This window comes from Clostridium amazonense, from assembly GCF_056431285.1.
In genome coordinates this window covers 812550-830460 of record NZ_JBWKMH010000033.1, presented here as the reverse complement: position 1 = coordinate 830460, position 17911 = coordinate 812550, and the positions used below count along the sequence as shown (strand labels likewise).

Here is a 17911-nt window from a genome sequence, read left to right as displayed (position 1 = left end):
TAAATGCAAGAAAAAACTTTAAGGGTATTAGAATACAATAAAATAAAAGAAAATATCAAGAAATATGCAAAGACTTTGGCAGCTAAAGATTTAATAGATAGTTTAGAACCATATAGTAGCATATATGAAGTAAAAGAACATTTAGAAGAGACTAAGGAAGCATTTAGTCTTTTGATAAAAAAAGGTAATCCTCCATTTGAGGGAATCTATGATGTAAGAGAAGGAATAAATAGAGCTAAAAAAGAATCAACATTACATCCAGAACAACTTTTAAGAATAGCATCAATGTTAAAATGCAGTAGATTATTTAAAGATTATATATCACATAAAGATGATGAAGAGGGTTATAGAGTATTAGAAGACATTTGCATAGGTATAGTTCCATTAAAAAAAGTAGAGGATGATATTTTCTTTGCAATAGTAAGTGAAGAAGAAATAGCTGATAGAGCATCTGATGAACTTTATCATATAAGAAGAAAGTTAAAAGAAAAGTCATCATCTGTAAAAGATAAGGTGAATTCACTAGTTAGATCAAATTCAAAATATCTTCAAGAAAATCTTTATACAATTAGGGGAGATAGATATGTATTACCAGTAAGATCTGAATATAGAGATCAAGTTCCAGGTCTTATTCATGATCAAAGTGCAAGTGGAGCAACATTATTTATAGAGCCTATGGGACTTGTGAATTTAAACAATGAAATAAGTGAATTAATAATAAAAGAAAAGAAAGAAATTGAAAGAATACTAAGAGTGCTTTCAAAAAAGATAACAGTGAATGCTGATGTGGTAGAAAATAATGCGGATATATTATGGCAATTAGACTTTATATTCGCAAAAGCTAAATATGCTGGAGAAATAAATGGAATTTTACCTAATATAAATAATGAAGGAATAATTGACTTAGTTGAAGCGAGACATCCATTAATAGATCCCAAAGTAGTTGTGGCTAGTGATATATATCTAGGGAGAGAGTTCACATCATTAGTTATAACAGGTCCGAATACTGGTGGTAAAACAGTAACATTAAAAACAGTAGGATTAATACATTTAATGGCTATGAGTGGAATTTTAATTCCTGCAAGAAGTAATTCAACAGTAAGTTTCTTTAAAAATATATATGCAGATATTGGTGATGAACAAAGCATAGAACAAAGTTTATCAACATTCTCATCGCATATGACTAATATAGTTGGAATAATAGATGAAGCTGATGAAAGTTCTTTATGCTTATTCGATGAGTTAGGATCAGGTACAGATCCTACAGAAGGTGCAGCACTTGCAATGTCTATATTAGAAAATTTAAGAGAAAGAGGGACTAGGATAGTAGCAACTACTCACTATAGTGAATTGAAGGGTTATGCCCTTAAAACTATGGGGGTAGAAAATGCATCAGTTGAATTTGATGTTGAAACTTTAAGTCCAACATATAAATTGTTAATAGGAATACCAGGAAAATCTAATGCTTTTGAAATATCAAGAAGATTAGGGCTTCCAGAGTATATTATTAATACTGCAAAAGAAAATATTTCTACTGAAAGCCTTAATTTTGAAGAACTTATACAAAGCTTGCAATCTAAGAGCATAAAAGCAGAAAATGATGCAAGAATGGCTGAAAGTTTAAAAAAGGATGCGGAAAAATTAAAGGCTAGATATGAAGAAAAATTATATAAATTTGAAAAGGCAAGAGAAAATGCTTTATATTCTGCACAAAGAGAAGCAAAAAATCTAATTAAAGAGGCGAAAGAAGAGTCAGATGAAATCCTAAAAAATATTAGAGAAATTGAAAGAATGGGATATGGCAATGATGCAAGACAAAAACTAGAAGCTGAAAGAATGAAAATAAAACAAAAATTAGAGAATGCTGAATTAAAAGCACAAAAGAAAGAAGAAGAAGCTAGTGGAGAAAAATTAAAAACGGTTAATGAAGGTGATGAAGTTTATTTACCAAAATTAAATCAAAATGTAATTGTTATATCTAAGGTTGATTCAAAAGGTGAAGTTCAAGTTCAAGCGGGAATAATGAAAATTAGTGTGAAAGTTTCAGACTTAAGAAAAGGAAAAACTACTAAAGAAGATAAAGTAAAAAGAAAAATGGAAAAAAGAGAAGCTAAGCTAAATATGAGAAATGTAGCAACATCTGTAGATTTAAGGGGTATGGATTCTCAAGATGCAATATATACTGTAGATAAATACCTAGATGATGTATACTTAGCTGGACTTAATGAAGTTTCTATAATTCATGGAAATGGAACAGGAGTTTTGAGAAATTCTATAAATGATCTATTGAAACGACATCCACATGTAAAATCTCATAGACTTGGTAAGTATGGAGAAGGTGGAACAGGAGTAACAATAGTAGAAGTTAAATAAAACACAAATTCAAAAGATTTTCTGAATCGATTTTTAAAGAAATACTAATTTAAATAAATTATGTTTCTTCATGAAAGAAAAAAATTTTCAATTGATAAATGTGTTATTTCAAGTTGAAAAAGAGAAATTTAAAGTGTTGTACAAAAATTAACAATTAACGATGAACAATTAACAATGAAGGATAAAACTGAAAGCTCAGTTTTTTAAATAGATTTTTAAAATAATTTGTAAAACAAATTAATTAAGGATTATATAAAAACTTAGTTTTTATGAACTTTTATTCAAAAATATTAGGAACGAAGTGAATAATATTAACCATCATTGTTAATTGTTAACTGTTAATTATTAATTTGTTCCAAATATTATAATAGAATAAACTGTAATATTAGTAGTATGGGTTAATAAATATATTATTTTAAACTTGAACTTGGAACCCTATATATGGAGGAGTTATGATATTAGTTAGTGCATGTTTATGCGGAGTAAATTGTAAATATAATGGTGAAAATAATTTAGATGAAAGAGTCTTAAAGTTGTTACAAGAAGGAAAAGCTATACCTGTTTGTCCTGAACAGTTGGGTGGACAAGAAACACCAAGACTTGCCCATGAAATTGTAGATGGGGATGGGGAATTAGTTTTAAAAGGTGAAGCTAAAATTTTAAGCCCTGATGGAAAAGAAGATGTAACAAAAGAGTTTGTTAAAGGTGCTACTGAAACTTTAAATATAGCTAAAAATATAGGAGCACAGTATGCTATTTTAAAGGCAAGAAGTCCATCATGTGGGTTTGGAAAAATTTATGATGGAACTTTTAGCGGTAATAAAATAGATGGAAATGGAGTTACTGCTGAATTATTACATAAAAATGGTATAAAAATATTTACTGAAGAAAACTTAGAGGAATTTCTAAATATAGTAGATATTTAAAGAGATTAAACTTAAGAAGGGTTTGGTGGAATAACAATGAAAATGAAAGATGTAAAATTAAATGCAAGACAAAACTTAAATGAGAGTTGTAAAGTTTGTAGAGCATGTAATGGAATTGCATGTGCAGGGGAAGTACCAGGTATGGGTGGAAAAGGTACAGGTGAAGCGTTTAAGGCAAATTTTGATGCATTAAATAATATAAAATTAAATATGAGAGTTATGCATGATGCTAAAAATCCGAATATTGAAACAGAATTATTTGGAAGAAAAATGGATATACCAGTATTTGCAGCACCAGTAACAGGCACTACTTTAAATATGGGTGGTAAATTTACAGAAGAAGAATATATAACATGGGTTATAGATGGTTGTTTAAATGCAGGGATATATCCAATGGTAGGCGATACAGCTGTAGATGCATTTTTAATGACTAACTTAGAAGTCTTAAAAAAACATGATGGAAATGGAATTGTTTTTATAAAACCTTGGGAAAATAAAAATGTAATTGAAAAAATAAAATTGGCAGAAAAAGCAGGAGCCTTTGCTATAGGTGTAGATATTGATGCCTGTGGATTAATAACATTAGCATTACATGGAAAACCGGTTATGCCAAAAGGTATAGAAGAAATAAAAGAATTAGTACAAAGCACTAAATTACCATTTATATTAAAAGGAATAATGACTGCTGATGAAGCTATTCTTGCAGTAGAAGCAGGGGTAGATGCAATAGTTGTTTCTAATCATGGTGGAAGAGTGTTAGATCAAACTCCAGGAACAGCAGAAGTTTTACCGAAAATAGCCAAAGCTGTAAAAGGAAAAACTAAAATTTTAGTAGATGGTGGAGTAAGAAGTGGAGTAGACATATTAAAAATGTTAGCATTAGGTGCTGATGGTGTTCTTATTGGAAGACCATTTGTAACAGCATCATTTGGTGGACAAAGTGAAGGTGTTAAATCATATATAGAAGAATTAAAAGGTGATTTAAAATCAGCAATGGTTCTTACAGGATGTAATAGTATAAAAGATATAAATGATAGAATAATATATAAATAACAAAGTAAAAATACAGTTTAAAACTGGAATTCTGTTTCATTAGAAAGTTAAAATGAAATTGAATTTCAGTTTTTTTATTGTTAATAAATTAGATTTGTTTATTTAAAAAGATAAATTTATAAAAATAATGTAATATTAAGTGTATATTTTAGCTGTTAAAATTGACAAGTAAAGCTGAATAGGTATACTTAAATTAGGAATATTTTCAGAAAATTAACATTATATTAAATAAGTACTATTTCATTATTTAAGACATTAATTAAAAATAGAGAATAGGATACTAAAGAAAATTGTTTGAATTTTCAAAAGTATAAATTAATTTAAGGGTAATATTGGAGGGAGACTTATGGTTAAAACTTTAGATGAGGTTATTATTAAAGCTAAAAGTGGTTCAAAAAAAACTTTAGCAGTTGCGGTTGCACAAGATGAGGTTGTTTTAAGTGCTGTAAATGAAGCTGTAGAAGATGGCATTATAAATGCTGTTTTAGTAGGAGATAAATCTAAAATTGAAATTATTGCAGGAAAAATAAATTTAGATTTAAGTAAATTTAGAATAATAGATGAGTCTAATATTAAAGTAGCTGCAGCAGTAGCTGTAAAATTAGTAGTAGATGGAGAAGCAGATTTTATTATGAAAGGAATGCTTGGAACAGCAGACTTATTAAGAGCTGTGTTAAATAAAGAATGTGGACTAAAAACTAATAATTTATTATCCCATGTCATGATTTATGATGTTCCAAACTATCACAAATTAATATTTTTAACAGATGGTGGAATGGTAACATATCCAGAATTAAAAGATAAGATAGGAATAATTAATAATGCTGTAAAATTGGCAAATGTATTAGATATAGAATGTCCTAAAGTTGCACCTATATGTGCAGTTGAAGTTGTCAATCCAAATATGCAAGCAACTTTAGATGCAGCAGCATTAACAACTATGAATAAAAGGGGTCAAATTAAAGGTTGTATAATAGATGGACCATTAGGACTTGACAACGCAATTAGTAAAGAAGCAGCGGAGCATAAAGGTATAGTTAGTGATGTTGCTGGTGATGCAGACATACTATTAGTTCCAAGCATAGAAGCTGGAAATTTTTTAGGTAAATCACTTACTTATTTTGCTAAGAGCGAAAGTGCAGGAGTTATTTTAGGAGCAAAATGTCCTGTAGTTTTAGTTTCAAGAGCAGATACTGCAAAATCAAAATTATACTCAATAGCATTAGGGGCAACATTAGTTTAGTAAAAATGTTATTTAAGGACATGTTTAAAATATTTTGAACATGCCTAATTTATAAATACTAGATAATAAATATATTAATTAAAGTTTATTATCTTTATATATGTGTAGGGATTTGGAGGAGAAGTTATGAAAAAAGTTATTATGACTGGAAATGAGGCAATAGCTAGAGGGGCATACGAAGCTGGATGCCATGTAGCATCAGCTTATCCAGGAACACCAAGTACAGAAATTTTAGAAAATTTCGCTAAATATGAAGGCGTTTATGCAGAATGGGCACCTAATGAAAAAGTAGGTCTTGAAGTATCATCAGGAGCTTCGATTGGTGGAGCAAGAGCATTATGTACAATGAAACACGTTGGTTTAAACGTTGCAGCAGACCCATTATTTACAATGGCATATGAAGGGGTAAATGGAGGGCTAGTAGTTGTTACAGCAGATGACCCAGGAATGCATTCATCTCAAAATGAGCAAGATAACAGATATTATGCACCACATGCAAAGGTTGCATTAGTAGAACCATCTGATTCACAAGAATGTATAGATTATATGAAAGAAGCTTATGAGATAAGTGAAAAATATGATACTGTTGTATTATTTAGAGTAACAACAAGAGTATGTCATTCTAAATCAATAGTAGAGTTAAATGATAGAAAAGATGTGGAAGTAAAACCATATGAAAAGAATGTAAAGAAATATATAATGACACCAGCAAATTCAAAAGCAAAACATTATGAAGTAGAAGAAAGACTAGAAAAGCTAAGACAATACTCAAATAATTGCAAATTAAATAGAATAGAAATGGGAGATACTAAAATTGGTATAATAACTAATGGTGTATCTTATCAGTATTGTAAAGAAGTTTTTGGTGATAGTGCATCTTATTTAAAGATAGGATTTAGTTATCCACTTCCAGATGAAATGATAAAAGATTTTGCAGCCAAAGTAGATAAATTATATGTAATAGAAGAAAATGATCCATATATAGAAACAGCTGTAAAAGCATTAGGTATAAAATGTACAGGAAAAGAAATAATTCCAATTTGTGAAGAGTTAAATCCAACGATTATAAGAAAAGCAATATTAAAAGAGGAACCAGTAATAAAATATCATTCAGATGTGAGACCGCCATCAAGACCACCAGTTTTATGTCCAGGATGTCCTCATAGAGGAATATTTTATGCAGTATCAAAATATAAAGATGTAATATCTACTAGTGATATTGGATGTTATACATTAGGTATGAATCCACCGTTAAATGTAGGCGATACAGTAATTTGTATGGGTGCATCTATATCAGGTGGAATAGGCATAGAGAGAGCATCTATAGTTGCAAAACGAGAAGGCAAAAAGGTATTTGCATTCATTGGTGATTCAACGTTTTTCCATTCAGGTGTAACTGGACTTATAAATTCAGTTTATAATAATACACCAATTGTAACTGTGATTTTAGATAATAGAATTACAGGAATGACAGGACATCAAGAAAATCCAGGAACAGGTAAAACACTTCAAAATAAACCAGCACCGATGGTAGACATTGAAGCATTAGCAATATCTTGTGGAATAAGAAAAGAAAATATAAGAGTTGTAGATCCATATAAATTAGAAGAAACAGAAAAAGCTGTTAAGGAAGCACATGAAAGTACTGAACCATTTGTAATAATAACTAAGCAACCATGTGCACTTATAAAAGAAGTTGCAAAAAGAAGAGCAAAATTAAGTTGTAAAGTAGATGAAGAAAAATGTAAAAAATGCAAAATGTGTTTAAAAACAGGATGTCCAGCATTAAAAATGCAAAATGGTGTGGTATCTATAGATGAATCTATGTGTAATGGATGTGAATTATGTAAACAAGTATGTCCATTTGAAGCTATAGAAAAGGTTGGTGAATAATAATGAAGGAAGTAAAGAGTATATTATTTATAGGTGTAGGTGGACAAGGTACAATACTTGCATCTAAAATATTAACAGAAGGGTTATTAAGAAATGGATATGATGTAAAAATGTCAGAAGTCCATGGAATGGCACAAAGAGGTGGAAGTGTTACAACACAAGTTAGATTTGGTGAAAAAGTTTATTCACCACTTATAGAAGATGGAAAAGCAGATGTTATAGTTTCTTTTGAAAAAAGCGAAGCATTAAGAGCATTACCATTTTTAAAAGAAGGTGGATATTTAGTAGTTAATGACTACGAAATTCATCCAGTCCCAGTATTAATAGGTGCAGAGAAGTATCCAGATGGAGTTATAGAAGCTTTAAAAAATGAAGTTGAAAATATAGTAGTATTAAATGCAGCTAAAATAGCAGAAGATTTAGGTACAATAAAAGCTCAAAATGTTGTACTTTTAGGAGCTCTTTTAAAAGCTTTAGATTTAAAAGAAATAAATTGGGAAGAAGTAGTGACTTCATTAGTACCTGAAAAGGCTATAGAATTAAATAAAAAAGCATTAAAGGCAGGAATGGAAGTTTAAAAATATATAATTTATAAAAAGATTGTCTTATTAAAAAAGGACAATCTTTTTTTTATACATATTAAAAAAATTTCATTTAATTATTGGAATTTTAAAAAAATTTGATATAATGTATTTATATTTTAAAGATAATACATATGATATAGATTTTGAAGATTTTATGTAAATAGTGAAATATATTAGATAATTAATAAGGAGGGGTTTTATGGCAGCGTTATATGAGTCACCATCAAAGCAATTGGAGGATAAATTAAAAAAATATAAAAAAGCAATGGAAAAAATTTATGTATCTAAGCCTATTGAATTATATAATAAGTTATATAGAGAAGTAATTTTTGAAAAAGGAGGATTAAATGTATTTAGTACTTCTCCACAAAATTACATGTATGTGGATGAAAATGATGATATCATAGAAGATAAAATTTTTTGTGAAAGATTAGCAAGGATATTTTATTATATGGATATATATTTAAATGAAGAAAAGGGCAGTGTCTTAGCAGCTCTTCAGGATGAAGATGATACAAATAGAGATAAGCATGATTATAAAAGTGTTTTAGAGGGATTAGAACTTTTAAAAAATAAAAATAAAGAAGATGTAGAAAAGGTAAGATATGTTATAGAAAGATTACCAAAACTTAGAGAAAAGACTAATGAAAAATTGAAGATATTAAAAGAGCAAATAGAAATTGAAAAAGAAAAAAATAAGTATTTCAATGAAAAAATGATAGAAGTACTATATCCATACTATAGAAATGTTATGGAAATAAATTATGAAAAAATATTACTTATAGGGAAAGCTAAAGACAATTATGTTGAACTTAAAAAAAATGCAGATAAAAAAAGAAGAACTAACAATTTATTATTTAACACAAGGCATACAGAGAAGCTTATGAGAACACATTATGTATTAGGATATTACAGTAACTTACTAAGATCCTATGGAAATGTGATAGATATGAATTATAATCAATACATCAGAACACTGGATAATGCAGGATTTAGAATGGCAAAAAATAAGATGGCATCTCTTAGAAATGCTTAAAATAAATATAATATATTAACAATGTTAAGAATTAGAATCTATTAAGAAAAGTTAATAGGTTTTAATTCTTTGTAATTTTAAAAAGAAAATTGTAGTTGACACTAATTAAAACATATATATAATAAAGATTATGTTTAATTATTTTAAAGAAGGGTAAATGATATGAGTAATAAAAGTTTATTAAATAAGTTTTTGTCATTTTCTATTGGGAGTTGGGTAACTTTTATAATAGGTATATTTAGTGCACCTATTATAACTAGAATGTTTAATCCAGAGCAATATGGTATATATTCAAATTTTGAATTATACTGTACTTTAGCTATGATTATAATAATGTTTGGAATAGATCAATCATTTGTAAGATTTTTTTATGTTGAAGAAGAACAAGATAGAAAAAGATTATTATTTAGATGCTTAAAGGTACCAATAATAACCAATATTGTATTGGTCATTATAATTATACTTTTTAGAGAACAAATATCTAATTTTTTATTTGAAGAATATAGTGTAAAATTAATGCTTATATTTATACTACATATATCGTTTTTAATAATTAATAGATTTGCACTATTAGTGGTTAGAATGCAGCAAAAGTCAAAAACATATTCACTATTAGTTGTAATGAATAAAGTATTTTATTTGCTTATGATATTTGTTACAGCAATTTTCTTTAAAAATAACTATATATCATTGGTATTAGCATTACTTGTATCCAATATAGCAGTAACTATATTGGCTATAGTATGTGAAAAAGGATATTGGAACATATTTAAAAAAGATACTTTAAATAGTACTATTAAAACAAGCACTAAAGAAATTTTTACTTATGGTGCACCTCTTGTTATAACTGGTGCTATACATTATATATTTCAGTCTGCAGACAAAATTGCAATTAAATATTTTTGTGGAGCAACAGAATTAGGAATATATAGTGGAGCAGCAAAAATAGTAGCATTACTGACTATTTTGCAAGGATGTTTTACTACATTCTGGGTTCCAGTAGCTTTTGAAAGATATGAAAAAGATCCTGATGATACTGAGTTTTTTGAAAAAGTAAATTTAATTGTTACAATAGCAATGTTTTTCTGTGCAATAGGATTAATATTATTTAGAGATGTATTAATACTATTTTTAGGAAAGCAATATAAGCCGGCTATGTTTATAATTCCGTTTTTAAGTTTTATGCCTATAATGTACACTGTTTCAGAAACTACAGTATTAGGTATTAATTTTAAAAAGGAACAAAAGAAACATATATATATATCAGTTATATCTTGTGCAGTTAATATAATAGGAAACTTTTTATTAGTTCCTAAGTTAGGAGCTGTAGGAGCTGGTATATCTACTGGATTATCTTATATAGTATTTTTCTCAATGAGAACATATATATCTCAAAAATATTTTAAGGTAAACTATCATTTGAAAAAGTTTTATATTATGACATTTTCATTATGTATGTATACTTTTTATGCTACATTTTATAATTTTGGATGGATTTATATAATATTAGGCATTTTAGAATTTGTTATTTTATATGTATTATACAGAAAATACATAAATGATATATTAAGTTTAGGTAAAGAACTTATAACAAAAAAAATAAAAAATAAGAAAACTATATAAAATGAAAAGAAGTGGATAAAATGAAAAATTCACTTCTTTTTATTTTTTATAAAATTTGATTTTATTTTGTAACTAATTTTGAACTAAATGTAATTAAAATAATATCTAGGAAAATATTATTTGAAATAATATTTTAATTAAGGTGGTATATTGAGGTGTATTAGATTATGAAATCAAAAAGAAGAATAAAAAGGGAAAGAAATAGAAGGGATAGTTATATTAAAGTTATAATAGCTTGTATAGTAATATTAATTATTGCTACAGCAAATATGTCGATATTTAATAGTAATAAAAATATTAGTGTTGCAAAGGATGTAGAAATAGAAGATGGAAAATGTCAAACTATAAATATAAGCAATAAAAGTGATTTAGAACAAAAAATGAATATAAGAAATATATTAAAAAATAAAGATGTTGTATTGGTAAATGACAATACTTTAGAAAAAATACTAGCAGCATCTTTTGCTAGTTATAAAAATGCTACAATATTAACTATGCATAATAATGAAATAAATAATGAAACAATAGATACAATAAAAAAGTTAAGTCCTAATAATATATATATATTATTAAGTATAAAAAAAGTAAATTATGAAATGATAAAGGAAATGGATGGAATATGTAAAAATGTAAGTGTAATTAATGGAAAAGATATATATGAGCTGAATAAAAATATTGTTAAACAAATGAATAATTTTGAAAATATATTTGTAATAAATGATAAAGAAATAGAAAAAAATATTTTAATTACTAGTGCGATTTGCAAATTAAAAGCACCTGTAATATTATCTAAAGATGAAGAAATACCATATTTGCAATTACTTAAAAATAATAAATATAAAAATATATATGTTATAGGAAATGAAAAACTTAAAAATGCAAAAAAAATAAAGTTTGAAAAAATTGATAATAAGAATATATATGATTTTAATGATGAAGTAAATGAAAAATTTATGGAGAATTTTTCATCTGTTGTATTAAGTGATGGAAAAAATAGTGATGAAATTTTAAATGCATCATTGTTAAGAAAACCAATTGTATTAATAAAAGATAAAATTACAAGAAGGAACTGTAAATATTTAAGTAAAAGTAATTTCAAAAATGTATATATAACTAAAGAGATTTCAAAAGAAAATTTGGAGCAGGTTTTAAATATAAAAAACAAAATAGATAGTGGTGAAATAAAATTTAAAAAGCCAAAAGCAGCGTTCTTTTTTAGTCATGAAGATGATGTAGTGCTTTTTGCACATTCAGCAATAGTAAATGCTATAAATGAACTAGGTGTAGACAATGTAAAAGTAGTGCTTATAAATAAAGGGGATGGTTCGGGAATATATAAAGCTATAAAAAAAGGAACATTTAAAAATATACCATCATCAATGACATTAGATGAGTTTGTTAAGGCAAGAAAAAATGAATTTAATGAAGAAATGAAAGTATATGGTGTATTAGATCAAAATATTTCTTATCTAGACATAAGCGATTGGCAAACACCGAACAATGTAGATAAGATTAAGCAAACTGTTCAAAATATGAAAGGTGAAGAAAATGAATTCCAATTTTTCACTTTTAGTTACTTTAATGAGCCGGAAAAAGATCATGAGACTTTAGGAAATATATTTAGAAATATGTATGATAATCAAGAAATAGATAATGTATATTTTATAAACAAGCCTAAAGCATATAATTTGATATCTAATGATGTAAAGATAAGTACTAATTTAAAAAGCAAAGAAGATGAAGAAAAGGTTCATAAAGCAAGAATGTGCTATATAAAGCATGATTCGAATAAAGGATTATATGGAATAGGAAATTATTCAGTAAAAGCAATGTTTGAAGAACTTGAGAGAAATGTAAATCATGGTGGATATATATATGGCTCAATACCAGGTCAAAAAGATGATAATTAAATATTAAAAAATACCATGTGAATTATATTCACATGGTATTTTTTATATTAATTTACATCAATGTATACAGCATCTTCTTCTTTAACAACCTTTATATATTCAACATTTGGATCTTCTGTTCCTTGAACATATAAACCAGTATCTTTTAATTTTTGAACATAGTCAACTATTTCTTTAGTGATTTTTTCACCAGGACATAATACAGGAATTCCAGGAGGGTAAGCCATTAAAAATTCTCCACTTATCATTCCTACACTATCTGAAATTTTAACAGCAGTATTTACACTGTTGAAAGCTTCACTAGGAATTTGAATTTGCTCTGGTATTTCAGGAATATCTATAAAGTCCGCTTTTTTTATTCCTTTTCCATAGTATTCGTCACTTATTTCTTTTAGGGCATCAAGTAATTTATTCATTCCTTCTTCAGTATCGCCAAATGATCCAACAATTAATACATTGTATAGATCAGATAATTCCATTTGAATATGATATTTGTTAGATAATATCATATCTAAATCATATCCAGTTATACCTAAATCTCTGCAAGTTATAGTGATTTTGGTTGGGTCAAAAGCATATGCTCCAGGCTTGCCAAGTATTTCTTCACCAAAGCAATAAAATCCAGGAATCTTATTAACTTCATCTCTAACATAATTTGAAAGTTCTATAGTTTTGTCTAATAGTTCTTTACCTTCTAATGCTATTTGCTTTCTAGCTGTATCTAGAGAAGCCATAAGTATATATGAAGGAGAGGTAGTATGCATTAAATTTATAACCTGTCTAACTCTGCCTATATTAATTCTTTTAGAATTAACATGAAGTAATGAAGCTTGAGTTAAAGCACCTATTATTTTATGTGTACTTTGTGCACATATATCTGCACCAGCTTCCATTGCTGACATAGGTAATTTGTCATTAAAGTTTAAGTGAGGTCCATGAGCCTCATCAACAATTAGTGGTATATCATAAGAATGAACGATATTACTAATTTTTTCTATATCAGTTGCAACACCATAATATGTAGGGTTTATTATTAATACAGCTTTAGCATCTGGATTAGCTTTAAGTGTAGCTTCAACAGTTTCAGGAGAAACACCATTTGCAACACCTATTTTTTTATCAAGCTCAGGTTGCATATAAACTGGAATAGCACCAGCAAGTATTATTCCACCAGTAATGGACTTATGAACATTTCTAGGAACTAAAATTTTATCACCTGCACCTACAACAGAAAGTATCATGGCTTGAATTGCGCCAGATGTACCATGAACTGAAAAGAAACATGCATCAGAACCATATGCATCAGCAGCTAATTCTTGAGCTTTTTTTATAGGTCCAGTTGGATGATGATAACTATCAACAAGTTTAAATACAGTTACATCAATTTTAAAAGGGTTTTCACCCATAAAATCTTTAAATTGTTTATATGCACCAACACCTTTTTTATGGCCTGGCACATGAAATGGAAGAGTATCTCTATTAACGTATTCCATTAATGCGTCAAATAATGGTGTTTCGTGTTGATTTAATTTATACAACCAATATCCCCTCTTTCTATATACATTAAAAATATTTTATTTAAATTAATTTCATGAATTAAAAAACAAGCAATATAATTTATTACATAACAGTATATAATAATACTAATTATTGCTTTTTAATTAATAAGTTATTTCATAGTTTTAAAACAAATTAATTATAAGATAATAGAAACTTAATTGCAATAGATTTCCCTAGTCATATTAAAATGAAAAATAAATGAATTTATATTTTATATTAATTTAGAAAATGCAATATAAAATATGTATATCTATTTATTATATATTAAGTATATAATAAATATGTATAAATTTTATCTTATAACATATTAAAAAGTGTTTTTACTTGTTATTTTTTTTTATATGATTTATTATTTTAATGTTAAACATAAAAAGTAATAAGTTAAATGATACTAATTAAACGAAATTGTAAATTAGAAAACTTTTAATAAATAATATTGTTAGGATGGTGTAATATGAATATAGATAGTTATTTATTAGATAAATTATCAAAAATACTATTTTTAGAAATTAAAAAAGGTACTAAGTTAGGTAATTATGAATTTAAAGAAAATATTTATTTACCAGTTAAAAGTGAAGATGTAGTTGGAAAAGCAAAAGATGGTGATGACTTAAAAAACATTCCAATAACTTTATTTTTAGAAGGTATATTTTTTGTTCTAGGTTGTGACAATAATTTTAAATATAACAACGAGTACAAAGATATAGTAATGAATATAGATGGAAGTTTAAAGTTTATAAAGGGAAACATATTTAAAAATATTAAAGAAAGTAAATATGAAGATGCTTATATTTTATTGAAAGGATTAATAAAGGTTGAAAAATTAAACACTAATTATGATAAAGCATTTTTGCTATTAGAAGCATTAAGAAACACAAAATTAGTATTTAAAGAAGAAGAATTAAAGCTTATAGATGAATGCAAAAAAATTATAGGATTTAGCACTCCATACTTATATGAAGCTATAATTAAAAAAGAAGATAATGATTATAAATTATCATTAGTAGCATTAAATGAATATTTAAATTTAAATGGTGAGAAAACAAATGAAGTTATAGAATTAAAAGATTCTCTAGAAATTATAACTAGTTATAACAAAGGAAAAGAAATGGTTTATAGTGAACCTAAGGAAGCTTTAAAAATTTTATTGCCATTAATGGATAAGTTAAGTGATACAGTAGAAATATACTATTATATAGCGGTAGCAAATAGAATGCTTGAGAATTATGAAAAAGCAATTTATTATTTAAATGAAGCACAAATGATAAATAATGATGATATTTCAGTTGTAAATGAGATGGGGATAAACTATGCGTCCTTAGGAAACTATGATAGTGCTATAAAGTACTTTAGAGCAGCATTTGAAGTTACAAAAGCTATAGATATATGCACAAATTTAATTATGTGCTACATAAATATAGGAGATTTAAAACAAGTAAAACTTCATATAGAAATAGCTGAAAAGTTAGACTCTAATGATGAGGTTTTAAAAGAAATAAAGTCTATGTTAAAGGATGTACAGTTATAAAAATATACATGATTATATATTAAAACTTGTCTTAAATATATATAAAAGGTATGAAAAGTACTGTAAAACGCTGTCAATAATGATAAAATGGTATTAAAAGGTTTAAAAAATAGTTGATTTATTGAAAAAATGTTGTAAAATTATAAAGAGATTTGAATAATTAAAAATGTACAAATGAAAAATAATATTTTAATATTATAGTTTAGAGAGGTTGTTAGGATTTATATTTAAACCTTATAAAGACTTAGGAAGTGAATTTATGAAAAATGATAAAAAAATAATTATATTTGATGTCATATTTATAATGTTATCATTATATATGGCATTACTTTTAAAATTTGATTTTAAAATTCCAAATGAGTATGAAGTGTTTTTTGCTAGTTCAATAATACCTTTGGTTATATTTACAATATTTTTTAATAAAATATTTAAACTGTATGATAATATATGGAAATATGCATCTATTGATGAATTGTTTTCTATTGTTTATTCTGTAAGTTTAACTAATATAGTATTTGTAATTTATAGTTACTTTGTTAGTTATACAGTTTTAAAAGGACAGTACTATAGATTTCCTATGGCTGTTCATATAATATTCTGGGTATTAAGCGTATTAAGTTTAGGCGGATTAAGATTCTTATTACGAGTATTAGGAAACAAAGATAAATCAAAAGAAAAATGTGAGAATAAAATCAACACATTACTTGTTGGAGCAGGAGATGCAGGAGCATTAATAATTAAAGAAGTAAGAAAACATCCTGATTTAAGTTACAACATAGTAGGGATAATTGATGATAATGAAGAAAAGACAGGCAAAAGAATAAATGGTATAAAAGTATTAGGTGGAAGAGATTCTATTCTAGATATATGTAAAGAGGAAGATGTTAAGGAAATAATATTGGCTATGCCTTCAGTTGAGTTACATGACAAAAAAGAAATTTTGAATATATGTAAGGAAACTAAATGTAAGTTAAAAACAGTTCCAGGAGTATATGAGTTTATCGATAACAATTTTAGTATGGGACAATTAAGAGATGTAAATATAGAAGATTTGTTAGGAAGAGAGCCTATAAAATTAGATAGTAAGAACATTGATAAATATATAAAAAATAGAGTAGTTTTAGTTACTGGCGGTGGTGGATCAATAGGTTCAGAACTTTGCAGACAAATAGTTAAGTTTAATCCAAGTTTACTTATTATACTTGATATATATGAGAATAATGCTTATGACTTGGAAATGGAGTTAAATAGAAATCACCCAGAACAAAACAAAAAAGTAATTATAGCTTCAATAAGAGATGTTGTAAGATTAAAAGAAATTTTTACACAGTATAAACCAGAAGTAGTTTTTCATGCTGCGGCACACAAACATGTACCACTTATGGAAGCTAATCCAAATGAAGCTATAAAAAATAATATAATAGGTACTTATAATTTAGCAAAATGCTGTGATGAATTTAATGTAAAGAAATTTGTTCAAATAAGTACAGATAAAGCTGTTAATCCAACTAATGTTATGGGTGCCACTAAAAGATTTTGTGAACTTATAATTCAAGCTTTTGATAAAGTTAGTAAAACAGAATTTGTAGCAGTTAGATTTGGAAATGTACTTGGAAGTAATGGTTCAGTAATTCCATTATTTAAAGATCAAATAGCTAGTGGTGGACCAATTACTCTTACTCATCCAGATATAACTAGATTTTTCATGACAATACCAGAAGCAGCACAACTTGTTATCCAAGCAGGTGGTATGGCTAAAGGTGGAGAAATATTTGTATTAGATATGGGTAAGCCTGTTAAAATTGCAGATTTAGCTAGAGATTTAATAAGTTTATCAGGATTACAACCAGATGTTGATATAAAAATTGAATGCATAGGATTGAGACCAGGCGAAAAACTTTACGAAGAGCTTTTAATGGATGAGATAGCTTTAACATCTACTGGACATAAAAAGATTTTTGTAGAAAAGCCTATGGAGATAGATATAAAATTTATAGAGCAATCTATAGAAGAATTTAAAAAAGTACAAAATAGAGAAAAAGAAGATGTAGTGTCATTATTATCTCAAAAAGTTCCAACATACAAAAGAAAAGATATTTAAATAAAATTGTTGGTCTAATGAGAGAATATATAGATTATTATTATCAAATAATAAAATATTATATGTTATAACAATGTAATA

At 26.8% G+C, this 17911-nt stretch carries 12 protein-coding genes; 11 read left to right on the top strand and 1 reads right to left on the bottom strand.

Annotation, left to right across the window (positions count from 1 at the left end; translation table 11 throughout):
- Positions 1 to 3: 3 nt before the first annotated feature.
- The 9 genes from AC07E4_RS18685 (at position 4) to AC07E4_RS18645 (ending at position 12641) form a co-directional block, all read left to right on the top strand.
- Positions 4 to 2373: an endonuclease MutS2 gene (locus tag AC07E4_RS18685; RefSeq protein WP_430829913.1), complete on the top strand. Its 2370-nt coding sequence runs from the start codon at positions 4 to 6 to the stop codon at positions 2371 to 2373.
- A gap of 452 nt (positions 2374 to 2825) precedes the next feature.
- On the top strand, positions 2826 to 3299 hold the full coding sequence (locus tag AC07E4_RS18680; RefSeq protein ID WP_040330188.1) for a 2-thiouracil desulfurase family protein: 474 nt from the start codon (positions 2826 to 2828) through the stop codon (positions 3297 to 3299).
- 36 nt (positions 3300 to 3335) lie between these two features.
- A complete protein-coding gene (locus AC07E4_RS18675; protein ID WP_430829915.1) occupies positions 3336 to 4352 on the top strand; it encodes an alpha-hydroxy-acid oxidizing protein in 1017 nt (338 codons plus the stop codon).
- A 346-nt stretch (positions 4353 to 4698) separates the two neighbouring features.
- Entirely contained in the window at positions 4699 to 5595 is an 897-nt protein-coding gene (locus AC07E4_RS18670; protein ID WP_040330190.1) for a phosphate butyryltransferase, read from the top strand.
- A 126-nt stretch (positions 5596 to 5721) separates the two neighbouring features.
- The gene (iorA, locus tag AC07E4_RS18665) at positions 5722 to 7488 is read left to right on the top strand and encodes an indolepyruvate ferredoxin oxidoreductase subunit alpha (RefSeq protein WP_430829916.1); all 1767 of its coding nucleotides are present in this window, start codon (positions 5722 to 5724) and stop codon (positions 7486 to 7488) included.
- A gap of 2 nt (positions 7489 to 7490) precedes the next feature.
- Positions 7491 to 8066: an indolepyruvate oxidoreductase subunit beta gene (locus AC07E4_RS18660; RefSeq protein ID WP_430829917.1), complete on the top strand. Its 576-nt coding sequence runs from the start codon at positions 7491 to 7493 to the stop codon at positions 8064 to 8066.
- A gap of 205 nt (positions 8067 to 8271) precedes the next feature.
- Positions 8272 to 9108 carry a hypothetical protein gene (locus tag AC07E4_RS18655; protein WP_430829918.1) on the top strand — a complete coding sequence of 279 codons (837 nt, stop codon included), beginning with the start codon at positions 8272 to 8274 and terminating at the stop codon, positions 9106 to 9108.
- A gap of 162 nt (positions 9109 to 9270) precedes the next feature.
- Positions 9271 to 10731, top strand: coding sequence for a lipopolysaccharide biosynthesis protein (locus AC07E4_RS18650; RefSeq protein WP_430829919.1), 1461 nt, complete (start codon positions 9271 to 9273; stop codon positions 10729 to 10731).
- 167 nt (positions 10732 to 10898) lie between these two features.
- Positions 10899 to 12641: a PIG-L family deacetylase gene (locus AC07E4_RS18645; protein WP_430829920.1), complete on the top strand. Its 1743-nt coding sequence runs from the start codon at positions 10899 to 10901 to the stop codon at positions 12639 to 12641.
- A gap of 47 nt (positions 12642 to 12688) precedes the next feature.
- Here AC07E4_RS18645 and AC07E4_RS18640 read toward each other — a convergent pair whose 3' ends face one another.
- Positions 12689 to 14179 (bottom strand): aminotransferase class I/II-fold pyridoxal phosphate-dependent enzyme, encoded by a 1491-nt coding sequence (locus AC07E4_RS18640; protein ID WP_430829921.1) that lies wholly within the window; start codon positions 14177 to 14179, stop codon positions 12689 to 12691.
- A 476-nt stretch (positions 14180 to 14655) separates the two neighbouring features.
- On the opposite strand from AC07E4_RS18640, the gene AC07E4_RS18635 reads away from it, so the two are divergent.
- Together AC07E4_RS18635 and AC07E4_RS18630 are read left to right on the top strand one after the other, a co-directional pair.
- Positions 14656 to 15729 carry a tetratricopeptide repeat protein gene (locus AC07E4_RS18635; protein ID WP_430829922.1) on the top strand — a complete coding sequence of 358 codons (1074 nt, stop codon included), beginning with the start codon at positions 14656 to 14658 and terminating at the stop codon, positions 15727 to 15729.
- A gap of 259 nt (positions 15730 to 15988) precedes the next feature.
- Entirely contained in the window at positions 15989 to 17830 is a 1842-nt protein-coding gene (locus AC07E4_RS18630) for a polysaccharide biosynthesis protein (protein ID WP_430829923.1), read from the top strand.
- Positions 17831 to 17911: the final 81 nt, after the last annotated feature.